The sequence below is a fragment of the Paraplanobispora siamensis genome (assembly GCF_016863175.1).
GTDB classification, from domain to species: Bacteria; Actinomycetota; Actinomycetes; order Streptosporangiales; family Streptosporangiaceae; genus Planobispora; species Planobispora siamensis.
The window spans coordinates 67051-88366 of record NZ_BOOJ01000018.1 but is presented as its reverse complement, the minus strand read 5'-3'; the positions used below and the strand labels follow the sequence as shown (position 1 = coordinate 88366).

The 21316-nt window shown below is 66.5% G+C and carries 21 protein-coding genes and 1 tRNA gene; 13 read left to right on the top strand and 9 right to left on the bottom strand.

Translation table 11 applies throughout. From position 1 onward, the window contains the following. Positions 1 to 12: 12 nt before the first annotated feature. The 3 genes from Psi01_RS09475 to Psi01_RS09465 all read right to left on the bottom strand — a co-directional run bounded on the left by Psi01_RS09475 (position 13) and on the right by Psi01_RS09465 (position 6530). Positions 13 to 4881 (bottom strand): DEAD/DEAH box helicase, encoded by a 4869-nt coding sequence (locus tag Psi01_RS09475; RefSeq protein ID WP_204063574.1) that lies wholly within the window; start codon positions 4879 to 4881, stop codon positions 13 to 15. Positions 4882 to 5449: 568 nt separating this feature from the next. After that, entirely contained in the window at positions 5450 to 6034 is a 585-nt protein-coding gene (locus Psi01_RS09470; protein ID WP_204063573.1) for a DUF6461 domain-containing protein, read from the bottom strand. A 70-nt stretch (positions 6035 to 6104) separates the two neighbouring features. Next, positions 6105 to 6530 carry a GntR family transcriptional regulator gene (locus tag Psi01_RS09465; RefSeq protein WP_204063572.1) on the bottom strand — a complete coding sequence of 142 codons (426 nt, stop codon included), beginning with the start codon at positions 6528 to 6530 and terminating at the stop codon, positions 6105 to 6107. A gap of 206 nt (positions 6531 to 6736) precedes the next feature. Here Psi01_RS09465 and Psi01_RS44070 point away from each other — a divergent pair, with 206 nt between their 5' ends. Both Psi01_RS44070 and Psi01_RS09460 read left to right on the top strand, forming a co-directional pair. Beyond that, positions 6737 to 6862, top strand: a complete 126-nt coding sequence (locus Psi01_RS44070) for a hypothetical protein (protein ID WP_275424508.1) — start codon at positions 6737 to 6739, stop codon at positions 6860 to 6862. A gap of 4 nt (positions 6863 to 6866) precedes the next feature. After that, positions 6867 to 7160 carry a hypothetical protein gene (locus tag Psi01_RS09460; RefSeq protein WP_239127366.1) on the top strand — a complete coding sequence of 98 codons (294 nt, stop codon included), beginning with the start codon at positions 6867 to 6869 and terminating at the stop codon, positions 7158 to 7160. Between the two features lie 153 nt (positions 7161 to 7313). On the opposite strand, the gene Psi01_RS09455 is transcribed toward Psi01_RS09460, so the two are convergent. The 3 genes from Psi01_RS09455 to Psi01_RS09445 form a co-directional block, all read right to left on the bottom strand. Next, positions 7314 to 7907: a guanylate kinase gene (locus tag Psi01_RS09455; RefSeq protein ID WP_204063571.1), complete on the bottom strand. Its 594-nt coding sequence runs from the start codon at positions 7905 to 7907 to the stop codon at positions 7314 to 7316. Beyond that, on the bottom strand, positions 7904 to 8941 hold the full coding sequence (locus tag Psi01_RS09450) for a P-loop nucleotide/nucleoside kinase family protein (RefSeq protein ID WP_204063570.1): 1038 nt from the start codon (positions 8939 to 8941) through the stop codon (positions 7904 to 7906). Before Psi01_RS09450 ends, Psi01_RS09455 begins: the two co-directional genes overlap by 4 nt. Before the next feature lie 277 nt (positions 8942 to 9218). After that, positions 9219 to 9584, bottom strand: coding sequence for a GntR family transcriptional regulator (locus tag Psi01_RS09445; RefSeq protein ID WP_204063569.1), 366 nt, complete (start codon positions 9582 to 9584; stop codon positions 9219 to 9221). 137 nt (positions 9585 to 9721) lie between these two features. On the opposite strand from Psi01_RS09445, the gene Psi01_RS09440 reads away from it, so the two are divergent. The 10 genes from Psi01_RS09440 (at position 9722) to Psi01_RS09395 (ending at position 16297) form a co-directional block, all read left to right on the top strand. Beyond that, the gene (locus Psi01_RS09440) at positions 9722 to 10057 is read left to right on the top strand and encodes an SCO3933 family regulatory protein (protein WP_204063568.1); all 336 of its coding nucleotides are present in this window, start codon (positions 9722 to 9724) and stop codon (positions 10055 to 10057) included. After that, positions 10057 to 11430: an FtsK/SpoIIIE domain-containing protein gene (locus Psi01_RS09435; RefSeq protein ID WP_204063567.1), complete on the top strand. Its 1374-nt coding sequence runs from the start codon at positions 10057 to 10059 to the stop codon at positions 11428 to 11430. The genes Psi01_RS09440 and Psi01_RS09435 overlap by 1 nt, the downstream gene beginning before the upstream one ends. A 24-nt stretch (positions 11431 to 11454) precedes the next feature. Continuing rightward, positions 11455 to 12138: a DUF2637 domain-containing protein gene (locus Psi01_RS09430; RefSeq protein WP_204063566.1), complete on the top strand. Its 684-nt coding sequence runs from the start codon at positions 11455 to 11457 to the stop codon at positions 12136 to 12138. A gap of 18 nt (positions 12139 to 12156) precedes the next feature. Further along, positions 12157 to 12510, top strand: a complete 354-nt coding sequence (locus tag Psi01_RS09425; protein WP_204063565.1) for a hypothetical protein — start codon at positions 12157 to 12159, stop codon at positions 12508 to 12510. 17 nt (positions 12511 to 12527) lie between these two features. Further along, on the top strand, positions 12528 to 12704 hold the full coding sequence (locus Psi01_RS09420) for a hypothetical protein (protein ID WP_204063564.1): 177 nt from the start codon (positions 12528 to 12530) through the stop codon (positions 12702 to 12704). Next, complete coding sequence (locus Psi01_RS09415) at positions 12701 to 12838, top strand: hypothetical protein (protein ID WP_204063563.1); 138 nt, start codon at positions 12701 to 12703, stop codon at positions 12836 to 12838. Before Psi01_RS09420 ends, Psi01_RS09415 begins: the two co-directional genes overlap by 4 nt. A 129-nt stretch (positions 12839 to 12967) precedes the next feature. Then, positions 12968 to 14311, top strand: a complete 1344-nt coding sequence (locus Psi01_RS09410) for a replication initiator (RefSeq protein WP_239127364.1) — start codon at positions 12968 to 12970, stop codon at positions 14309 to 14311. Further along, complete coding sequence (locus Psi01_RS09405; protein WP_204063561.1) at positions 14304 to 14489, top strand: helix-turn-helix transcriptional regulator; 186 nt, start codon at positions 14304 to 14306, stop codon at positions 14487 to 14489. Before Psi01_RS09410 ends, Psi01_RS09405 begins: the two co-directional genes overlap by 8 nt. Next, positions 14489 to 15724, top strand: coding sequence for a site-specific integrase (locus Psi01_RS09400; protein ID WP_204063560.1), 1236 nt, complete (start codon positions 14489 to 14491; stop codon positions 15722 to 15724). Before Psi01_RS09405 ends, Psi01_RS09400 begins: the two co-directional genes overlap by 1 nt. Before the next feature lie 207 nt (positions 15725 to 15931). Continuing rightward, a complete protein-coding gene (locus Psi01_RS09395; RefSeq protein WP_204063559.1) occupies positions 15932 to 16297 on the top strand; it encodes a hypothetical protein in 366 nt (121 codons plus the stop codon). A 105-nt stretch (positions 16298 to 16402) separates the two neighbouring features. Here the strand turns inward: Psi01_RS09395 and Psi01_RS09390 are convergent. The 3 genes from Psi01_RS09390 to cysS all read right to left on the bottom strand — a co-directional run bounded on the left by Psi01_RS09390 (position 16403) and on the right by cysS (position 18941). Further along, a tRNA-Thr gene (locus tag Psi01_RS09390) sits at positions 16403 to 16475 on the bottom strand. A 76-nt stretch (positions 16476 to 16551) separates the two neighbouring features. Continuing rightward, a complete protein-coding gene (gene rlmB, locus Psi01_RS09385) occupies positions 16552 to 17520 on the bottom strand; it encodes a 23S rRNA (guanosine(2251)-2'-O)-methyltransferase RlmB (RefSeq protein ID WP_204063558.1) in 969 nt (322 codons plus the stop codon). 23 nt (positions 17521 to 17543) lie between these two features. Continuing rightward, complete coding sequence (cysS, locus tag Psi01_RS09380) at positions 17544 to 18941, bottom strand: cysteine--tRNA ligase (RefSeq protein WP_204063557.1); 1398 nt, start codon at positions 18939 to 18941, stop codon at positions 17544 to 17546. Positions 18942 to 19194: 253 nt separating this feature from the next. Here cysS and Psi01_RS44065 point away from each other — a divergent pair, with 253 nt between their 5' ends. Continuing rightward, complete coding sequence (locus Psi01_RS44065) at positions 19195 to 20595, top strand: DUF2637 domain-containing protein (RefSeq protein ID WP_204063556.1); 1401 nt, start codon at positions 19195 to 19197, stop codon at positions 20593 to 20595. Positions 20596 to 21316: the final 721 nt, after the last annotated feature.

Sequence of the window (21316 nt, the reverse complement as noted above, 5' to 3'; positions counted from 1 at the left end):
ACGGGTAAGCGCCTATTCCACGATGTCCAGTGGCGGAAGCTGGTCAACGATCTTCATCGTCTCCAAGCTGACCGTCACGATCCGTTTGAGAAGGTTGATGATGTAGCGCGGATCGTCAGACCAGTCGTTGGGGTCGTTGGTGATGCCGGATGCCTTGTCGACCTTCACTTGATAACGGTCGATGATCCATTCGATCGCGGAGCGCGCGCCGAGCTGATAACGGTACGCCTCCTCCGGGATGTTAGTGAGGGTGACCCAGTTGTTGTAGATGATCGTCGTGCGGTCCGGCTTTCCCTTCACCTTGGGAATCTTCATCTTCGCGACGCGGTACAGCTCTCGCGGAGAAGTACTGACTGCGTTTCCGGCGACATCCTCCTTGATTCCCCTGTACGGCTCGACCCGTTCGTAGTGGAGGTGTAGGTCGGCGAGCTTCCGACCAGCGTCGGCGTAGCCGCGGAAGTTACGTGCCTTGGGAATGCGAGGGAGGGACTTTTTGAGATTGGAGGCGAAGCGGTCGCGATACTCGGGCGAGTGGAGCAGACCGTACGTGTAATAGAAGATGTCATCCTTGGTGATCCCGGAGTCGGCATAGGTCTTGCGGTAGGCCACAAGAGCAGCATCGGTAATGTTATCGACCTTCTCATGTCCGCAGTCTTCCTCAAAGGCAGCGAAGAGATCGTCGCCCTTGCCGAGCTCACGGTAGGTGTAGCGGGCAAAAAGAGGGCCGACGCTCTTGGTACCGACCGCATGCAGGTCGGGGATGGCATCGGTCATCAGGACGGAGAATGGTTCGTCGGCACCTGTGCCAGTGATATAGAAGCCGAAATTTTCATGCTCCGGTGTCGGGAAAATCTGAAGCATTTTGCCTGGCCGCTCATTCAGATCCCGATCGAAATAGAGTGCCTGACGATTAAATGGCCGATAGACCGCAGTGACCACGTGATCAGAGTCGAAGCCGACTCTCTTACCACGTGCAACCTTAGGGATGAGAGTGGACGACCAGCTAATCTTTCGCGAGTCCTTGTCGATCCACTGTTCAGCGTCCTTGGCTGTGGGACTCGTGACACCGTTAACCTGGCAATATTTCGCGAAGCCAATGACCTGCTCGTTATAGAAGTCGATCATCGACTTCATATTAGTCTGCACCACTTCCGCAGAGAAGTTATAGACCCAGGCATCGCGCGAGGAACTGAGCCCGTTCGAGTGCACGGCGAAGACAGTTCTTCCCCGCTCCGTGCCGTCCTTCTCCGCAATGGCTTCGAAGGTCGCAAAACGCTCGTCCCGTTGATTGACCCAGTCCCCGTCCATGTTCGGCGTGATCTGCTGCCAGTCCACCGCGTCGAGACTCTGTGAGCCAATGATGCGGAGCTTGTCCTCGCGGCTGAGGTAGTCGCCAATGTCACGGTAGCGCAGCGTGCACCCCGCACCAGTGCCAGAGTCCTTACCGCTCTTGACGAGAATCAGGACGGCAACGGTGTTTCGGCTGCCAGAATCGAAGATCTTGCCGCCTTCCTTGCGGGATTGCTCACCGGCCGTGCGTTGGTTGCCCCGCAGGTTGTAGCAGTAGATCGCATCGAACTCGTTAACCAGGGATTTGCGCAGTCCGTCATAGGTGTTGCCGTCGATGTAGCCGCCATTGGAGACGTACGCGACGATTCCCTCGTTCTTGATCCGGTCAGAGGCCCAGCGAATGGCACGAATATAGGAGTCGTACAGATTCCGCTTCAGCGTTGCCGTCGACTGCGCAGCGTATGTAGCGGAGATGCGCTCATCCAGAACTCCGTACTTGAGGTTCTGGTTGTCATCGTTTTGACTGTCCTGCCCCACCGAATACGGCGGGTTGCCGATGACGACGGTGATGCCCTGCTTCTGCTGCTTCTTCGCACGCTCACTGTTGCCCTCCAGGACGTCCATTCCGTCAAGCTTGGCGGTTCCCTCGGCGAGTTGGAAGGTGTCGGTGAGGACGATGCCCTCAAAAGGCTGGTAGTCGCCGCCGGCGAGATCGTGGAAGGCAGCCTCGATGTTGATGGCAGCGATGTAGTACGCGAGGAGCACAATCTCGTTGGCGTGCAGTTCCTTCGTGTACTTGCGCAGCATGTCTTCGGAATTGATAAGGCCGGATTGGAGGAGGCGTACGGGAAATGTGCCAGTCCCGACGAAGGGGTCGATGATCTGGATGCCCTCATCGGATAGGGAGCGCCCGAAGTGCTTGACGAGGGCCTGGTCCGCGGAGCGGATGATGAAGTCGACGACCTCGATGGGGGTGTAGACAATGCCGAGTGCGTCAGCAGTCTTTGGCAGGGCAGTCTTGAAGAACTTATCGTACAGCTCGATGATGACGCGCTGCCGGCCCTCATGGTTGTCGATGCCCTCGGCGCGGACCCGTACTGAGTGGTAGAACGCCTCAAGGGTCCTTGCCTCAGCGTCCAAGCCTTGGTCGTCGAGAATGTCAAGCATCCGCTGCATGGCTCTGGAGACCGGATTGTGCGCAGCGAAGTCATAATCCTTGAACAAGGCGTCAAAGACAGGCTTGGTAACGATGTGCTGCGCAAGCATGTCAACGGCGGCGGCCTCGCTGACCTGAGGGTTCAGGTTCGCGCGTAGCTCACCGACGAACTCTTCAAAGGCGGCCTTCTTTTCAGAGATCGCCAGTGCGGCCTTGATGCGGGTGACATGGCGCTCGGCGATTTGGGCGATGTCCTTAGCCCAGTCCTCCCAGTAGTGGCGCTCACCAACCTTGTCGACGATGCGAGCATAGATCGCTTCTCGCCAATCGCTGATGGAGAACAGCGCTTCCTGGATATGTTGGGCGCTCTGAGCTTCCTTATCCTTGGCCTTCTCGGCGCTGTCGTCGGTGCTGGAGCCGTCCTTATCTCCGATCGATTCATCCTCGGGGCCGACATGACCGATACCGATCTTATTGTCGGGTTTCTTCTTGTTCAGGTCGATCTGGTTGACGGTCGCGTTGAAGCGATCATCGTGAGCGCGTAGGGCCTGGAGAACCTGCCAGACCGTCTTGAAGCGCTGGTTGTCGGCGAGTGCCCTTTCCGGTGACATCCCCGCGGGGACAGCGACAGGCAGAATGATGTAACCGTAGTTTTTGCTAGGGGCCAGGCGCATCACTCGGCCGACAGACTGGACGACGTCGACCACGGAGTTTCGGGGATGGAGGAAGAGTACGGCGTCCAGACTCGGGACGTCGACGCCTTCGGACAGGCAGCGGGCGTTGGAGAGGATTCGAGCATGGGCGGGACCAGGGTCCTGCTTTAGCCAGTCCAGCAGCCGGTTACGTTTCAGGGCGTTGAAGGTGCCGTCGACGTGGTCGACCTCGCAACGCAGGATCTCATCGTCTGCGTCGTCATACGCCTCGACGACCGCGTTGAAGCGAGCTGTGATCGTTTTTGAGTCAGCGATGGAGCGGGCGAAGGCTACCGCACGCTTCATGGGCGCTTCATCCTGGGCAAACCCAGAACCATCGGCAAAGGTGCCGGTGCGTTTGGCCAGTGCGTTCCAGCAGCCGATGATCTTAGCCGCGTCGTCCAGGTTCAGTTCCGCCTCGCCACCGGCCAAGCCCGTCTGAAGGGTCTTGGCGACAACACCTTCATCGATCGTGAGGATGAGTACCTTATAGTCAGTGAGCAGACCATGCTCTACCGCCTTGCCAAACCCCAGACGATGGAACTCCGGACCATAGGCTTCTTCGCTGTCCATTGAGGCCACGTCCGCCTTCGCGTTCCGTGCCTCCGTCTTGGTCTCCTCACTGTAGACACGCGGAGTCGCCGTCATATACAGGCGGCGGTCCGCACCAAGGTAGCCATCGTCATGGACCCGCTTGAACGCCGACTCGTCGTGGCCGGCCAGGGTGACACCAGTGGTTCGATGGGCCTCGTCGCAGAGAATCAGGTCGAAGCGGGGTAGGCCCTTCTTCTGTGCTGCCGCAACCGTTGCAATGGACTGGTAAGTAGAGAAGACCACGGTCAGCCCGGCCGTTGCCTCCACGCTGGCCATCTGCTGAATCAGGCGGTCCGGGTCGGTGGTAGCGGGCAGGGCCAGGTCATGGGTAGACATGTCCTTGTCATCGCCGATGGCGTGCTGCTTGCCAGCCTTCGTGTCCGAGCACACCGCAAAGGCACGCAAGGTCACCTCAGCTTCATATGACCACTCACGCAGAGCCTGCGAGAGCAGCGCGATGGAGGGGACAAGGAATAGGATGGTAGTCCGCTCTCCCGCTCCGGCCTGGGCGCGTTCCTGCTGCAACCGCTCTGCGATCTTCAGGGCGGTGAATGTCTTACCGGTACCACAAGCCATGATCAACTTGCCGCGATCGTGCTCGGCAAAGCCCCTGAAGACGTCGTCGATGGCCTCGCGCTGGTGCTTACGCGGTGTCTTCTTCGCCCGCAGCGTCAGCTCCGCTTCGAACTGCTCAAGGGTCTTGAGCAGTCGCCATTCCACCGGACTGTTGGCAATGTCGGCCAGGCCGATACGGGTGACCGGGATCTGCTGATCGTCCAACGCCTCTTCGGCGTGGACGCTCCACTTGTCCGTTGTCGAAATGATCAGGCGCCGGGTGAAACCGCCCTTGCCTGAAGCGGTGAAGAAAGAGTCGATGTCCTCCTTGCGGACGGTGTGATGGGGCTCATAGAACTTGCACTGGATGGCGCAGAACCCGCCGGTCTCGCGGTCTTGGGCGACTAAGTCAATGCCGGTGTCTCGCTTGTCATGGGCAGTCCCTGGCCAGTCGGACCACATCCAGACCCGGCTGAACTGCTCGGTCCACTGTGGGTCGGCACTGAGGTACTGAACCATCAGCTCCTCAAAGCGCGTGCCACGGTCACGGTTCACATCAGAGCTGTCACGGATCGCCTCGATGACGTCGTGCACCGTCGTAGTTGTGGCCACTGCGCCCCGTTCCCATCAAAGTCAACGGCGCCCGATCCCGCGCGCCGGGAAAATCACACAGGAGTATGGAACTCTACGGTGTCCAACACGGCACTGGCCACGGCTCCAGAGTTCCCCGCCATTGCATCTTCGATCATGTTTAGCCCATAACCCACAAGATCCCTTAAGCTTCCTTGTCGCCTCGACGGGCTATGTCCTGGTATGTCTTACGGCGAGATTTCCGAGCTATTCGATGGCAAGCCGACCCGGAGCGCAGGGCCGCCAGGCCCGAGCAACGGAAGCGGCGCGGCAGCCGATCGCCCCGACCACCTATGACGAGAACCGAAGTGAGCGATCGTCACGGCCTTCATTGGTGACATCTCCTAGGCTCCTCAGCGCGCGGGCGGCGCGGGCCCGGACCGGCCGAAGAGCCGCAGCCGGGCACGCTGGCCGACCGGCGCGTCGCGGGACGCCAGAGGCGGACCGCCTTGAAGACGTAGAGAAAGTCCTCATCCGCAGTTCGCGAGCTTTGATGATCTTTACCGCTGAGGCTGTTCCCGCTAGATCCGGTTCACCACGGCCAGGGCTTCTCCCAGGACTGAGGTTCGGGGACGACTCCGCTCAAGTAGATGGATTCCTCCAGCAGTTGCGGTGTCAGCTTGATCCCGGTGAGGTGCTCGGCCAGCAGGAACATCGGCCCTTCGTGAGGGTCGGTGAGCGGAGGGTAGGCGGAGTCGATGAGGTTCATGGTCTCGGTAAGTTCGTCCGGCACCTGTTGCAGGTAACCCTCCTGGGCGATGAAACAGAACTGGAGCTCACCGTCCTCGATCCAGTAGAAGTAGTCGAGGGCCTTGATGTCGAGATGGCTGTGGGCGACCACGCGGGCACCTGCCGACATCGGCATGATCACTTCTTCGGCGAGGCCGTTCCGGCCGGGCTCGATGGTGAACACCCAGTCGCCGATGGCCAGCACGCCGAGGGATACGCCGGAGTCGGTGGCAGCGCCCAGTTCCCAGAAGGGCATGGGTACGAACTCTTCCGGGCGGCCACCGCGCCGGACTATCACCTCTTCGGCGGTCAGGCCGCGGATGTAGGTGAGGCAGGCGCCGTTCACACGTTCGATGAGCCAGGTGTAATCGTCAGGCATCGTGATCATCCCGTCATGCTCTCAGCACCGACCGACACAACAGGCATGGGTGGTTCGCCGATGAGGATGGCGCTGACGCCTATCGTTCGTCCTCTCCCCTGGCGCCGGTCTCGATGATCGTCCGGTCGGCGGGAAGTAGGCGGGTCTCTCCATCCGGCTCGGTGATGACGAGGATGGGGACGCCTTCGGCGACGCCGAGTTGCTTGCGTTCGGGCTCGGTCGGCATGCGGGCGGTGACCTGCGCGCCGGGGGCTACCTGGACGGTGACGGCTTCGCCGGCGTCGCGGACTCGTGAGCCGCGTAGCTCGGTCACGATCAGCCCCTCTCCTCTGAGTACGGCCATGGCTCTGCGGACGGAGTCGCGGGAGATGCCGAATTCCGCCACGTAGTCGCTCTCCGCAGGGAGTCTCTGCCCGGGGCGGAGTTCCCCCTCTTCGATGCGTGCCCGGATCAGGTCGGCGAGCTGCTTGTAGACCGGGCGGTCGGCGCTGGGGTCGATGGCCATGGCACCGAAGCTATGTAGCACTGTACGCACTCTCGATTGCACGTACATTGGTATGTAGCTACATTCATAGAGAGATGACTCCCTCTTGATCGGCTGGGCTTATGACACTTCAGGAGCTGGCAGCCTGTTACTCGGGCTGGGTGATCTGGCGCGGCGCTACCGACGACGGCCCGGGAAGCTGGTACGCCACCCGGCGTGGAACAGCGTTGAGCGACACGCAAATCGACGCCGGGATGGCGCAGACGGTCAGCGGGGACGATGCCGCCGCGCTGGTGACCGAACTCCAGCGGCAGCATGAGATCGCTTCCCGCTTCCCCGAGCACGCGAGGTGAGGTCGTGGACCTGGGCCACCTCGCCGAGAGCTATCACGGCGTCCACCCGTCCGCGCCTCAAATCGGCTATGAGCAGCTGGCCTGGCAGCAATGCGCTCCGCGGGCGGATCGGGTTCGAGTACGCGATCACACCTGCGAGTGCCAGCGGATCGTCTATGAGCTGTGCCAGGCGGGCGGCCTGCTGTTCGTCCGGCGCATCTATCGCTCAGACGGCGTGATCGAGCACCAAACCACGTGGCTGCGTGCCCCAGAAGCCGAACGGCTATGGACACGGATCCTGCTGGGGCAGGCACGATGATCGGCTGTTCCGGCCTCGACGACGCTCCGAACGCGTGCGGACATGACGACGTCGAATGGACCTATCAGCACCCGTTGCCGGACGGGACACGGTGCCGAAGCTGCGGGACCTGGTGGCGGCTCGACCTGATCCCGCATCCGGTGGCGGCCCGGCTCAGCGGGGGCATCCCTCCTCGTGAGGACATCCGGCCGTCCGTAGACGATCGTAGGCTGTCATGATCTCGCGGGCCGCCGCGTACGGGCTCAGGTGGTCGGTGTGGAGGCGCAGGTGAAAGAACCCGGCGTCAGCGTTGGCCTCCAGGTCGGCGAGCGTCTCATCCCACGCGGCAAGACGCCTGGCGGTGTCGGGGTCCCCTCGGGCGCTCGATCGCTGCGCGGTCGTCTCGCGCGGCACCCACAGCAGCACGCGCAACCATCCGTCCGGGTCGCTGCCGATGAGCCGGCGCAGATCGGGGACGTTGCCCATGTGCACGACCGGTACGGCGCCGGCGGCGTGCCGGGTCTCGATCGCCTGGCGGTCGATGGCGTAGATGTTGCCGTACCGGTGGGTCTCGGCCAGCAGACGGCCCTCGTTGCGCAGCCGTTCCAGGTGCTCGGCCGACACGAACTCATACCCGTCCGACCGGCCGGTGCCGACCTTGAGCTTGGGCAGCAGCACGAACCGCGCATCCAGCCGGTGCAGGGTGGCGGTGACGGTGTCCTTGCCGCTGGCGGGCGGGCCGTACAACACGATCCCGCGCGGGGTCACGACAGGATCCGCTTGAGGGCTTCGCGGGTCTGGTCGGCAAGGCTGATGGCCGCGCCAAGCCGGTTGTCGATCGTCAGGTGGGTGGTGGATGGGCTGGTATCGACGGCCAGGCCATCGATGTACTGTTGCCAGTTGTCCAGCTTCCAGACATCCCGTGAGGCTCCTCGGAACTCGATGTACTCGCGCATGGACTCGGCATCGCACCGGACCCAGATCGCGGCCACGTCGATCCCCCGGGCCGTGCACCGGTTCTCCAGGCGGGCGAACCACGCCTCGTCCTTCAGTTCGGCGATGAACGGCGCCGCCAGGATGGTGGAGGTGCCGACGTGGAGGTTGTCCCATGCGGTCTCCATCAGGCACCGGTACTCCAGTGGCCGGACCTCCTTGAGGTACAGGTCGGTGTGGCGGTCGTGGGGGTCGCCGCCGAGGGAGACGAGCAGCCGTTCGACGATGCACCGGGTCAGGGAGTCCTTGTCCAGGAACGCCCAGCCGGTGATGTCGGACAGGAAGCGGGCGAACTCGGTCTTGCCCGATCCGGCGTATCCGCCGACGAGGACGAGGATGGGCTTGGGGCTGCCGCCGCCGTGGCGGCGTCTCCAGGCGTCGACCACTCGGTTGCGCAGGAGTGCCTGCGGGGAGTCGCCCGGCTCGATGCCGCCGACGGAGACCTTGGTGAACGCCTCCTCAATGACCTGGGCGGCGGCGTTGTCGGCTGCGGGATCAGCGGGAGGAGGCAAATCAGAAATCACAATTTCCGCCTTCCGTATTTCACCGGGCAAAGGGGGACGGAAGCCAAGCTCTGGCTCGGTGGCCTGGTAAAGCAGGCAGTAAGCACGGCGGTAATGCGGCCCCGGATAGATCGATCCGTGTTCGTGGCCCCAAAGGGTCTGGAAGTTGGCCGCCGGGACGCTCAGCCCGTGGCGGCCGGCCGCCTGACGGAGCCGTTCACCTGCGGCTTCCAGGGTCAGGCCGTGGGCTTCGCGGTGCTCGCGCAGACGAGAAGGGGTCCAGCCGGGTCGCTGGGTCGTCTTCATTGCATACCTTCGCCTTCACGCTTCGAGGGTCGTGCGCGGTGGGGTCGTGCATGTGAAAACGCTCGTGTAAACGCTCGTTGAGACGAACTGAAGAAGCTTAGCTAGATCTGCGTGATACCGGAAACCCCCAGCTCACGGTGAACTTGAGCCATTCCGAAAGACGGAATGAACTGCAAAGCAGGAGAGATCACCATGAGAGTGGACAGACAGCGGCTTATGTGGGAATTGGCCTCGATCAGGGAAGATCTGGACGAGCTGGCATGCCGGATCGGCGAGATCACTTCCGCCCTGGGAACACTGCCGATTCAAGAGCCGCAAGCCGATCCCCAAGATCCTTGAGGCCCTGGCGCATCTGGGCCAGCTGCTCCAGGATCTCATCGGCCTCACCGGAGGACTGCGGCTCGGCGGGTACGGCGGGCGTCTCACTGACGAACACGCCCTTGCCCTGCTGGCCTACTACCAGGCCCTGAGTGCGGAGCACGCTGATGGCGGCCTTGACCACACTGGCGGAGACGTCGAAGCGCTGGCAGAGCTGCGCAATGGAGGGCAGCGCCGTACCGGGCGCGAGTGAGCCGGCGCGGATCTGCTTGCTCAGCTCGTCGACGATCTGCAAGTAGGCCGGACGACCGCTCTTCTCCACCATCAGGACTCTCCTCGTCTCGCCACCAGTTCAGCACAGCCCCGCAAAGAAACCAACCAAGAAGTCGAAGTACTCATTGACAACTTAGAATTCCAAGTGTTCCATGAGTCCTAAGAGTTCAACGAACAAAGGAAACGATCATGCGTACCATCCCCATCCCCGTCGACGTCACCAAGCTCCAGATCACCTGCGTCAAGCCGCCCAAGCCGCGCCTGGTCAACAAGGAGACCGGCGAGATCAAGCGCGACAAGGACGGCAACGTCATGTACGAGCTCACCCTGCTGGTTGAGGACGGCTTCAACCGGATGGAGCTCGTCAAGGTCAGCACCACCCCCGAACCGTCCGTGATCGCCGGTGAGGAGATCGTCCCGATCGGCCTGGTCGGCTATGTCTGGGTGCAGGGCGACCGGTGGGGGATCTCCTACCGCGCCCAGTCCTTCGCCCCGGCCGTCTCAATCAGAACGGGGGCGGAGTGATGATCGACGTCAGCCACCCCCTGGTCAAGGTCCTGGCCGTCCTGCTGCTCCTGATCGTCTGGCGGCGCTGGGCTCCGCTCTCCTACTGGTACGCGCTGATCTTCCCGCGCAAAGTGATCTGGCTGCGCTGGACCTGGCGGCACGTGGCCTCCGGCTGCGGGCTGACCAAGAAGCGGCAGCGCTGGTGGTTCACCACGGTTCCTGGCCTGGTCGCCTCGACCGGCGTCGTACGGGTCAAGCGGCGCTTTCAGCGGATCGCGGTCGACACCAAGCCGTGGATGGGCCTGCCCCGGCCCACCCGCAACGGCTTCCGCATCACCTTCCACCTGCTCGACGGGCAGATCCCCGACGACTACGCCAAGGTGTGCGAGCGGCTGGCGCACGCCTGGCGGATCGAAGCGGTCCGGGTCGTGGGCTCCCGGCCCGGCCGCGTCACCCTCCAGGGCATCACCGCCGACCCGCTCACCCACATCGCCCCCGCGGTGGCCCCGATGGAGCCGCCCGGCGGCTGGCGGGCCGATGACCTGCTGAGGCCGGTCGTCGGGGTCCTGGAGACTGGCGCGGCCTGGCGGATGGACTTCCGGCTCATCCCGCACTGGATGAACGCGGGTGCCACCCAGTCGGGCAAGTCCAACCTGATCAACGCACTCCTGGTCGGTCTGGCTCCGCAACCGGTCGCTTTGGTCGGCTTCGACCTCAAGGGCGGCATGGAGCTGTCGGCTTACGAGGCACGGCTGTCGGCGCTGGCCACCACCCGCGCCGAATGCCTCGACCTGCTGTCGGACCTGATCGCGATGATGGGCGCGCGCATGCTCGCCTGCCGCCGCTACGCGGTGCGCGATATCTGGCAGCTCCCGGACGCCTTGCGGCCCATCCCGGTCGTGGTCCTGGTCGACGAGCTGGCGGAGCTGTTCCTCAGCGCCGACAAGGCCGAAAAGGATCAGATCACCCGTACGGCTACCGCGCTGCTGCGCATCGCTCAGCTCGGTCGTGCCCTCGGCATCCACCTGGTGCTCTCGGGTCAGCGCATCGGCTCCGACCTCGGCCCCGGAGTGACCGCCCTACGTGCCCAGATCGGCGGGCGGGTCTGCCACCGGGTCAACGATCCCGAAACCGCCGTGATGACCCTGGGCGACCTCGACCCCGAGTCACTCGTAGCGGCCCGCTCCATCGCCCCGGAACAGCCCGGCGTAGCCGTGGTCACCGGCTCCGATGGCCGCTGGTCGCGGGCGCGCTCCGGCTACGTCTCCACCGACGCCGCCAAGCGGGCCTCCGAAGCCCACGCGGAGCTGACCCCCTCGTGGGCTCAGGTCGCCGCCTCCGGCCTGGGTCACGAACTGCCCGGTGCCGGTAACCCCGAACTCGCCGCCTGAGCAATGGAAGGGAGGACACCCGCGATGACCACGAACGCGCCCCGCCTGACCGTACGGCTCGCCGACTCGGCCCCGGTGCTGATCCTCGCCCTGATCGCCGGGGCGGGCAGCTTCACCCACATCCGCGACACCGCCACCGAGCACGGACAGAGCGGCTGGATGGCCTGGGCGGTGGCGGTCTGCGTCGATCTGACGTGTGTCATGGCCGCGCGGGAACGCCAGCGGGACCGCAAGACCAGCCGCCGGCGAACCGGGTGGATCTCCTGGCCCACGCTCGTCCTGGTCGGCGGGATCGTCCTGTCCCTGGCGGCGAACCTGGCGCAGGCCGATCCGTCCGCCTGGGGATGGATCTGCGCCGCGACTCCCGCCGGGGCGTTCCTGATCGCGGTCTCCATGCTGGAACGCCGTACCTCGGCTGCTCCTCCCGACCCGTCTCCGACCCCCGCGCCCGTGCCTGTGGCGCAGGCCGTACAACCTACCTCGGCCGTACCCGCCGAACTGGCTCCGCCCGGCCCGGCCGTATCCGACAAGAGCCAGACCGGTCCGGCCGCCGCGCTCGTCGACTTCGCCCGGCGCATCGCCGACGAGCACCACGCCAAGCACGGCCGCCCAATCACCGCCGACGCCCTGCGCGCCCGGCTCGGGGTCTCGGCCCAACTCGCCTCCGACCTGTTGCGCACCCTGCGCGACAGTCCCGAACCCGCCTGAACCGAAGGGAGAACCACCATGAACACCGACGAACACCGAAACGCCCTGCTCAAGGGCCTGATCGAGTTGGCCGCCTGCCTGGCTGCCACGCCTGGCCTCCCGGCCCCGTACTCCGTCAACGTCCACCACTTCATCGAGGGCGATGACGACGAGCTCCGCGCCGAGATCGACGACATCGCCGCACTCCTCGGCACCGAACCCGACCCCCGGGACCGCGAGGAAGCCCACTACCGGGTCACCCGTGCCTTCGGCCCGGTCGCCTACGTCGCGGTCGGCATCCCGGCCGCCGCTCGCGCCCGGCACGAAGCCGAGCAGTCCTACAAGGGCTGCGTCGCCCCCGAACCGCCCAACACCTCGGCCCCGGCCGCCTGAAGAGAAAAGGAACCGCCATGAAGATCCGCATCGACGGCACCCACGCCGAAGTCGTCCACGCCGTCAACAAGATCCGGAGAATCCTGCCGATCGGCTCGATCTCGCCCGTCCGGCCGCTGCCACATCGGCCATACACCTGGCGCGTGTACCTCGATACCGCGCCCAAGCGGGACGGAGGGAGGTGGATCACATGACCGAGCACCAAGACGACCGCGCCCCGCTCGTCGACCTAGCTCCCAAGCGCTGGCAGTGCTGCCACTGCGGCGGGACCGGCGTCGACAGCTACTCCGAAACCTGCCTGCACTGCGAGGGCCTCGGCTTCTGCTGAGACCTTCGGCGCCCCCGGCGTGACCACACATCCGCCAAGACGTTCGTCACGCCGGGGGCCATCCCATGCCGAACCCATCAGCCCGGAAGGGACTGCCCCATCATGCCAAGCACACACGCAGTAGCCGAGATGATCTCTCGGCTCAACGATCCCCACTACGCCCGCTGGGCCACGCAGATCCGCCGCACCGGCGGCTGCCTACAGCCCATCCACCTGCGCGGCCACGTCGAGCACATCGACCCCGCCACGGGCGCCCTGCTGCACCGCTACAGCACCCGCCACGAGCCGGACGGCATCTTGCGGGTGCCGTGCAAGACCCGCCGGGCCTCGCGCTGCCCCGCCTGCGCCGAGACCTACCGAGCCGACACCTACCAACTGGTCCGGGCGGGCCTGGTCGGGGGCAAGGGCGTCCCCGAGTCGGTCACCGCTCACCCGTGCCTGTTCGTCACCCTGACCGCGCCGTCCTTCGGCCTCGTCCATGCCCGGCGGGAGAAGGGCGGGAAGGTCCTGCCCTGCCACGCCCGGCGTGATGCTTCGACGTGTCCGCACGGGCGGGTGATGTCCTGTACGGCCCGGCACGGGGCCGACGAGACATGCCTTGGAGAGCCGCTGTGCCCGGAGTGCTACGACTACGCAGGCTCGGTGCTGTTCAACGCCCTGGCCCCGGAGCTGTGGCGGCGCTTCACCCTGGCCCTGCGCCGCCGCCTGGCCAAGGCCGCGGGCCTGACCCTGCGAGAGCTGCGGGAACAGGCCGTGGTCTCCTTCGCCAAGGTCGCCGAGTACCAGAGACGCGGCGTCGTGCACTTCCACGCTGTCATCCGTCTCGACGGCCCCGCCGGACCGACCTCCCCGCCCCCGGCCTGGGCGACGGCTGACGCCCTGGCGGACGCTGTACGGCATGCCACCTCCGCCGTGGCGGTCACGGCTCCGGCGGCTGGGGGTGAACTCGCTCGGGTGCTGCGCTGGGGATCCCAGCTCGACATCCGGCCCATCACTCTGGGCGGCGAACTGACCGACCAGGCCGTGGCCGGCTACATCGCCAAGTACGCCACCAAGGCCGCCGAATGCGTCGGCACCCTGGACCGGCGCGTCAGCGCCTTGGAGGACCTGGCCGCCTTGCCGCTACGTGAGCATGCCCGGCGGCTGATCGCCGAGTGTCTCCGGCTTGGGGCACTGGAAGAACTGGCCGATCTCCGGCTGATCCCGTGGGCGCACATGCTCGGCTTCCGCGGCCACTTCTCCACCAAATCCCGCCGCTACTCCACCACCCTCGGCGCGCTGCGCGAGGCGCGGGCCGATCACATGCGTGAGGAAGCGATCACCACCGGGCGGCTTCCCCTCTTCGACGAAGACACCATCCTCGTGATCTCCGAATGGGAGTACGCGGGCAAGGGCTACTCGATCGGTGACGCGGTCCTCGCCGCCGCTCTGACCTGTACCCGTCTCCCGGACTCGGGAGGCGGCCATGAGTAGTCCCAAGTTGCTCACCGTCCCCCAGGCCATGGCCGCTCTCCAGGTCAGCCGGTGGACCGTCTACCAGCTCATCCGTTCCGGCGAACTCGCCTCCGTCCTCGTCGGTGAACGGTGCCGCCGCATCCCGGAATCCGCACTCAACGACTACGTGACCCGGCTCTGTGAGGAGGCTGCCTGATGGGTAAGCGAGCGAACGGTGAGGGCTCGGTCTTCCCCTACAAGGACGGCTGGGCGGGCTACGTCTGGGTCACCACGCCCGAGGGCAAGAAGACCCGCAAGTGGGCCTACGGCAAGACCCGCGAGGAGACCCACGAGAAGTGGCTCAAGCTCCACGAACTGGCGAACAAGGGGCCGGTGCCGACCAAGCACCCCACGGTTGCCGCGTACCTGACGCGCTGGCTTGCCGAAGTGGTGGAGCCCAACCGGGAGCCGACGACCTACGTGGCTTATGAGCCGCTCGTCCGGCTCTACATCGTCCCCGGCCTGGGTAAGAAGCGGCTCGACAAGCTCACGGTCCGGGACGTTCAGACCTGGCTCAACACGCTGCCGACGCTCTGCACCTGCTGTGATCAGAAGAAGGACCATAAGCGGCCGGAGGGCAGGCGCAAGTGCTGTGCCCTCGGGGAGTGCTGCAAGAGCTATCCGTCCCGGAGCACGATCGCAGCCATCCGCCGGACCCTCCGCGCGGCGCTCAACCAGGCGATCAGAGAGGAGATGATCTCAAAGAATGTGGCGGCGCTGACCATGGTGCCGAGTGCGAGCAAGACGAAGAAGAAGCGCCACTATCCGGTCTGGAGCGTCGACGAGGCGCGGCGGTTCCTCGAACACCTGCGGGCGGTCGACGACCCGTTGTATGCGGCCTATGTGCTGATCCTCGTTCTCGGCCTGCGCCGTGGTGAGGTGCTCGGCCTGGTCTGGGACTGCGTCGACCTGGACGGCGAAGAACTGCACATCGCTCACCAACTCACCCGGGTGAGCGGCAAGCTCCTCCACCGCGACCGAACCAAGACGGACGACTCGACGGCGTCCCTGCCGCTGCTCGGGCTGTGCATCGCCGCCCTCAAGCATCGCCAGGATGCCCAGCGGGAAGCCCGTGAGAGCGCGGGCGAGAAGTGGCAGGACTCCGACCTCGTGTTCACCACCCGGAAGGGAACCCCGATCGAACCGCGCAACCTCAACCGCGCTTTCGAGGCGCACTGCCGGAAGGCCGGCGTCCCCCGCATTCGCGTCCACGACACCCGGCACACCTGCGCGTCGCTGTTGGCCGCCCTCGACGTTCACCCCCGCGTCGCGATGCGCATCCTGCGGCACTCCCAGATCTCGATGACCATGAACGTCTACACGCAGATCTCCAGCCCGGAGACCAGAAAGGCTCTCGGCCGGCTGGCACAGACTCTTCAGCACGGGGACTAGGAAACGAAGGGAGCATATGTCGATGCGCTGAGCTGGCATCCTCCCCAGAGCTCGCAAACGCTCCGTCCATCAAGGCGGAGCGTTTGCTATGCATCAGCTCGCGCACAGGCTGTCCAATGCTCGATCATGTGACTCGATCATCCACGATCGCGAAGGAGTCCTCCTGTGTGGTCAGTCGTTCTAGGAGCGTTAAGTGCCCTCGCTGGAGTGGCACTCGGCCAATACATGCAAGGACGGCGGGAAGCAAAAGGACGCCTCTATGATCAGCGACGGGAGGCGTACGTAGAGTTCCTCAGGGTCTTCGAACGCTACTGGTCGAACGCGGCGCGTCATACTCCGTACGACGAAGGCCCAGCGCCGTCAGACCTCGAAGCGGACGACTTTGATTCACTGTACAACCGGCTTCTGACCGTCCAGATCTTCGCGTCTGCCTCTACCTACAGTGCGGCCGATAAGGCGACCAAGGAACTCATGGCGTACTTCCGGACGGATGGGAAGGGCGATCAGGTACCGATCACAGCTGCGTTCGATGAGTACCTGAGACTGATGCGTAAGGAGCTCGGCGTGAGGTGAGCAGCAGCCGTAGGCAGGAATCTTCCGCTCACGTTGCTGTACTTCGCTGCTGTATAGAGATCGAAAAGGCCCCTTCCAAACCTCGGAAGGGGCCTTCTACCTGCGAGCCGACGAGGGGAATCGAACCCCTGACCTTCTGTTTACAAGACAGATGCTCTGCCGATTGAGCTACGTCGGCATGGTCGTCTGACGAGTGTAGTCGGCATTGGCCCCCGGCGTCACTGAGGTAAAGCGTGTGGGCCGGGGGGAAACCGTCAGGACTTGCGGTGGCGGGCCACCTCGTAGAGGGCGATGCCGGCGGCGACGCCCGCGTTGAGGGACTCGGCGGCGGCGTTCATGGGGATGCGGACGACCAGGTCGCAGGCCTCGCGGACGAGGCGGGACAGGCCCTTGCCCTCGGAGCCGACGACCACGACCAGGGGGCCGTCGAGGAGGTTGGCGTCGCCGACGTCGACCGTGCCCTCGCCGTCCAGGCCGATCACGAACAGGCCGGCGTCGCGGTAGTCGCGCAGGGTCGCGGTGAGGTTGGCCGCGCGCGCCACGGACATGGTCGCCAGCGTGCCCGCGGAGGTCTTCCAGGCTCCGGCGGTCACCCCGGCCGAGCGCCGGGAGGGGACGACCAGCCCGTGGGCGCCGAAGGCGGTGGCGGAGCGGGCGATGGCGCCGAGGTTGCGCGGGTCGGTGACGCCGTCGAGGGCGACGATCAGCGGGGTCTCCGCGGCGTCCCTGGCCGCCTCGACCAGGTCCTCGGGGTGGGCGTAGTCGTAGGCGGGGATCTGCAGGGCCAGGCCCTGGTGCACCCCGCCCTCGGTCAGCCGGTCGAGCTTCTCCCGGGTGACCTCCAGCATCGCGATGCCCCGGTCGGCGGCGATGCGCACGGACTCCTTGACCCGGTCGTCGTTGTCGATGCGCTGCGCGACGTAGAGCGCGTTCGCCGGCACGCCCGCGCGCAGCGCCTCGACGACGGGGTTGCGCCCGCCGATGTACTCGGGCGTGTCCTCGCTGCGCCGGGCGCGGGTCTGCGGGCGCGAGGAGGAGGACCTGCCGGTCCTCTCCTCGCGCTCGATCCGCTCGGTGCGCGCCTTGTCCTTGTACCAGTGCCGCATGTGCGCCGGCGGGGTCGCCCCCTTGCCCTCCAGGCCGCGGCGGACGTTGCCGCCCGTGCCCTTGGTCGGACTCTTCTTCTTCGCGGGTCGCCCGGACCCCTTACCCCCACCAGCCATGGTGTCTAGGGTACGGCCTGCGACTACCGTGACAGTTCCCAGCGCGGTCCCTGGGGGGTGTCCTCCACGGTGATCCCGGCCTGGGCGAGCTGGTCGCGGATGGCGTCGGCCGCGGCGAAGTCCTTTCGGGCGCGGGCCGCCTGACGCTGCTCCAGGGCCACGGCGACCAGGGAGTCGACCGTGGCGCGCAGCCCGGAGTCGCCGCCGGAGGAACGCCACTGCTCCGAGCGCGGGTCCAGGCCGAGCACGTCGAGCATGTTCTGCGTCTCGGCCAGGAGCCTGGCGACCTGCTCCTTGTTGCCCTGGGCGAGCGCGACGTTGCCCTCGCGGACGACCTCGTGCACCACGGCCAGCGCCTGGGGCGTGCCGAGGTCGTCGTCGAGGGCGTCGGTGAACGCCTGGGGCAGCGGGGCGTGGGCGTCCACGTCGTGGATCACCTCGGCGGCCCGGGTGACGAAGCCCTCGATGCGCTGGTAGGCCGCGGCGGCCTCGAACAGCGCCTCCTCGGAGTAGTCGATCGCCGAGCGGTAGTGCGGGGCGGCGAGGTAGTAGCGCAGCTCGACCGGGCGGACCTTCTTGGTCACCTCGGGGATCAGCAGGGAGTTGCCGAGCGACTTGCTCATCTTCTCCGCGCCGATCTTGAGCATGCCGTTGTGCATCCAGTAGCGCGCGAAGCCGTCACCGGCCGCCTGCGACTGGGTCAGCTCGTTCTCGTGGTGCGGGAAGATCAGGTCGACGCCGCCGCCGTGGATGTCGAAGGTGGGCCCGAGATACTTGGTCGCCATGGCCGAGCACTCCAGGTGCCAGCCGGGACGGCCGCGGCCCCACGGGGTCGGCCAGGTCGGCTCGCCGGGCTTCTCGCCCTTCCAGAGCGCGAAGTCGCGCGGGTCGCGCTTGGCCGTGTCGGTGTCGGTGTCACCGGCCGCCCGCATGTTCTCCAGCTTCTGGTTGGACAGCGAGCCGTACCTGTCGGCGTAGGAGACGACGTCGAAGTAGACGTCCCCGTCGGCGGCGTAGGCGTGGCCGGCCGCGATCAGCCGCTCCATCAGCTCGATCATCTCGGGGACGTGGCCGGTGGCGCGCGGCTCGACGGTCGGCGGCAGGCAGCCGAGCACCTGGTAGGCCCAGGTGAAGGCGCGCTGGTTGCGCTCGGCGATCACGAACCAGGGCACGCCCTCCTCGGCCGCGACCCGGATGATCTTGTCGTCGATGTCGGTGACGTTCCGGCAGAACGTGACGTCGTAGCCGGAGCGGGTCATCCAGCGCCGGAGCACGTCGAAGTTGACGCCGGAGCGGATGTGACCGATGTGCGGCGGAGCCTGGACGGTGGCACCACACAGGTAGATCGACGCCCGGCCGGGCTCCACCGGAACGAACTCGCGGACCGTACGTGTGCTGGTGTCATATAGGCGCAGACTCACGATGGCAAGGCTAACGCCTCACCTCGCCTCACAGGCCGGGTTATCGGACCTTGAAGCCACTCGGTGCCGCCTTTTGCGGTCATAACGGTCTTATGGCCTCAAGGTAGGGATGTCCCCAACGCCCGGCGAAGAATCACCGTCCACGGCCTTTGCCACATCGACCCACATGCGGCGCACATCATCCCGACACGCACCGTGGGAGGCGCCTTACGCCGATCATGCCGTCTTCCGATTCTGTACGCTCGAAACCGCCATGGACGTGAAATCCCCCGCGGCGGCAGACTCCGTCTCCCGCCCGTCCTCAGCCCCGCCCGCCCCCGCCGAGCGCAGCCGGGCCTCCACCGCCCTGCGCAACGCGGGCATCGCCCTCGCCGGAGTCGGCGTCGCCGCCCTCACCGGCGCGGCCTGCGTGCTCTCCTTCGAGGACCTGCGCGACCTCGCCATCCTCGGAGAGGCCCGGCCCGACCTGGCCTACCTCTACCCCGCGGGCTTCGACGCGCTGCTCGCCGTCACGATGATCAGCGTCCTGCTGCTGCGCGGCGGGCGCTGGCCCGCCCGCCTGCAGGCGGGTCTCGTCCTGGTGCTCCTGCTCGCCGCCGTGGTGACCGTCGAGGTGACCACGGCCATGCGGGCCACGGTGGACGTACGGCAGGCCGCCATCGTGGTCGCCGTCGCCCCGTGGGTGATGCTGGCGGTCGCGCTGTGGCTCTGGCTGCTGCTGATCAAGCACGCCCACGCGCGGCGGGCCGCGATGGACTCCCGGGCCGCCGGGCACGGTCACGACATCGTGCCCTTCCCCGAGTCGGACCTGCCGACGGCGGAGTACCCCGCCCGCCCGGCCCACCCGGCCGCGCACCCTCCGGTCTCGCATCCCCCGGCGGAGACGGGGCTCGACCCGCAGGCGGCCCCGCCGCTGGAGTCCGCCCCCCACCAGGACCTGCCCGCGGTTCCCGTGGTCGGCCCGACCCCCGCCCCGGAGACGCCCGAGGTCGACCAGATCCCCCCGCCCCCGTCGATCCCCCGCCAAGAGATCCCCGCCCAAGAAGTCCCCACCCGAGAGATCCCTGCCCGGGAGGCCCCGTTCCAGAAGGCCCCGTTCCAGAAGGCCCCCGCCCAGGATTCCGCCCAGAACCCCACCGCTTCCTCTCCCGAGGAGGCCCCCGCCGCCGCTCCCGCCGAGGAGCCCGTACGGCCCGCCGTACCCGCCCCCGCCGGCGAGCAGGACCCGCTGGACAGGCCGGTGCGCTGGGGCGACCTGACGCGTCCCGTCCGCGCCGACCTGCTCGTGCACCCGCCCCGCCACGCGGCCGGGGAGCCCGAGCCCGCCGGGCGGGTCAGTGAGCGGGTGGAGACCTGGGACGTCCCCGCGGAGACCGGCGACCACCCCGAGCCGGGGGCCTCCGCCGGCGAGCGCGGCGAGGTCACCCAGCCGTTCAGGGTCATGGCGGCGGACAGCTCCCCCGACCCGGCCCACGGCGCGGACAGCTCCCCCGACCCGGCCCACGGCTCCGAGGCCGCGGACCTGGAGGAGACCGCCGGCCCGGAGGAGAGCGCCGGCCATGAGGAGGCCTCCGAGCGGCGCAGGCCGTACACCGACGACGCCGCCCCGCCCTCGGGCCGCATGCGGAGCACTCCCGTCCCTCCGGAGGAGTGACGCGCCCGGGAGGCCGGGCCAGGAAGAAACCGGGGCGGGGGAAGCAGGGAGAAGCCCGGACAGGAAACCGGGTTCTGCTGGTTCCGGGCGGAACGTCAGGGCCCGGATCGATGGAGGCGGAACGTCGAAAGCCTGGACCCATGGGGCCGGCTCCGGGGCCTTGGAGGAGCCGGCCCTGGTCCAGGGTGTGTTCCCGCCCGCTGAGATCCGCTTCGAGGAGATCCGCCGCGGGATCCGTCGTTCTACTGCGCGGCCGGCGTCCGGCCGGTCAGCGCAGTCCTGCTGCCGCCTGTCGCGGCGCCTGCCGCCTGTAGCGGCGGGTGTCCTCCGGCATCGCAGTGGCGGGTGTCCGGCCGGCGTCGGCGCGGCGGGCATCCGTCCGATGTCACTGCGACCGGCATCACGGCGACCGGTGGTCGTCCCGTGGGAGAGAGGCGAACGGCCGGATCCCGTCCTGGCCGCCCTTCCTCCCCCGAATACCTGAATATTGGACCGGCCCGCAGCTTCTCGCCCACACACAGTGAGCGGCGCCCCGCTGCGGACCGGCGATCTGCTCACCTCCGGTCCCCGCGGGGACCGGTCCCGGCCGGTGCGGCGCGTCGCCGGCACCGGCGTGGGACGGCCGCGACCCGCCCGGCCTGCCGGATTGTGGGACCGAGCGGGTCTTCCTGGATGACGGCGACATCTCGGGTGTCACCACGAGCATCTCCGGGCCGGAGAG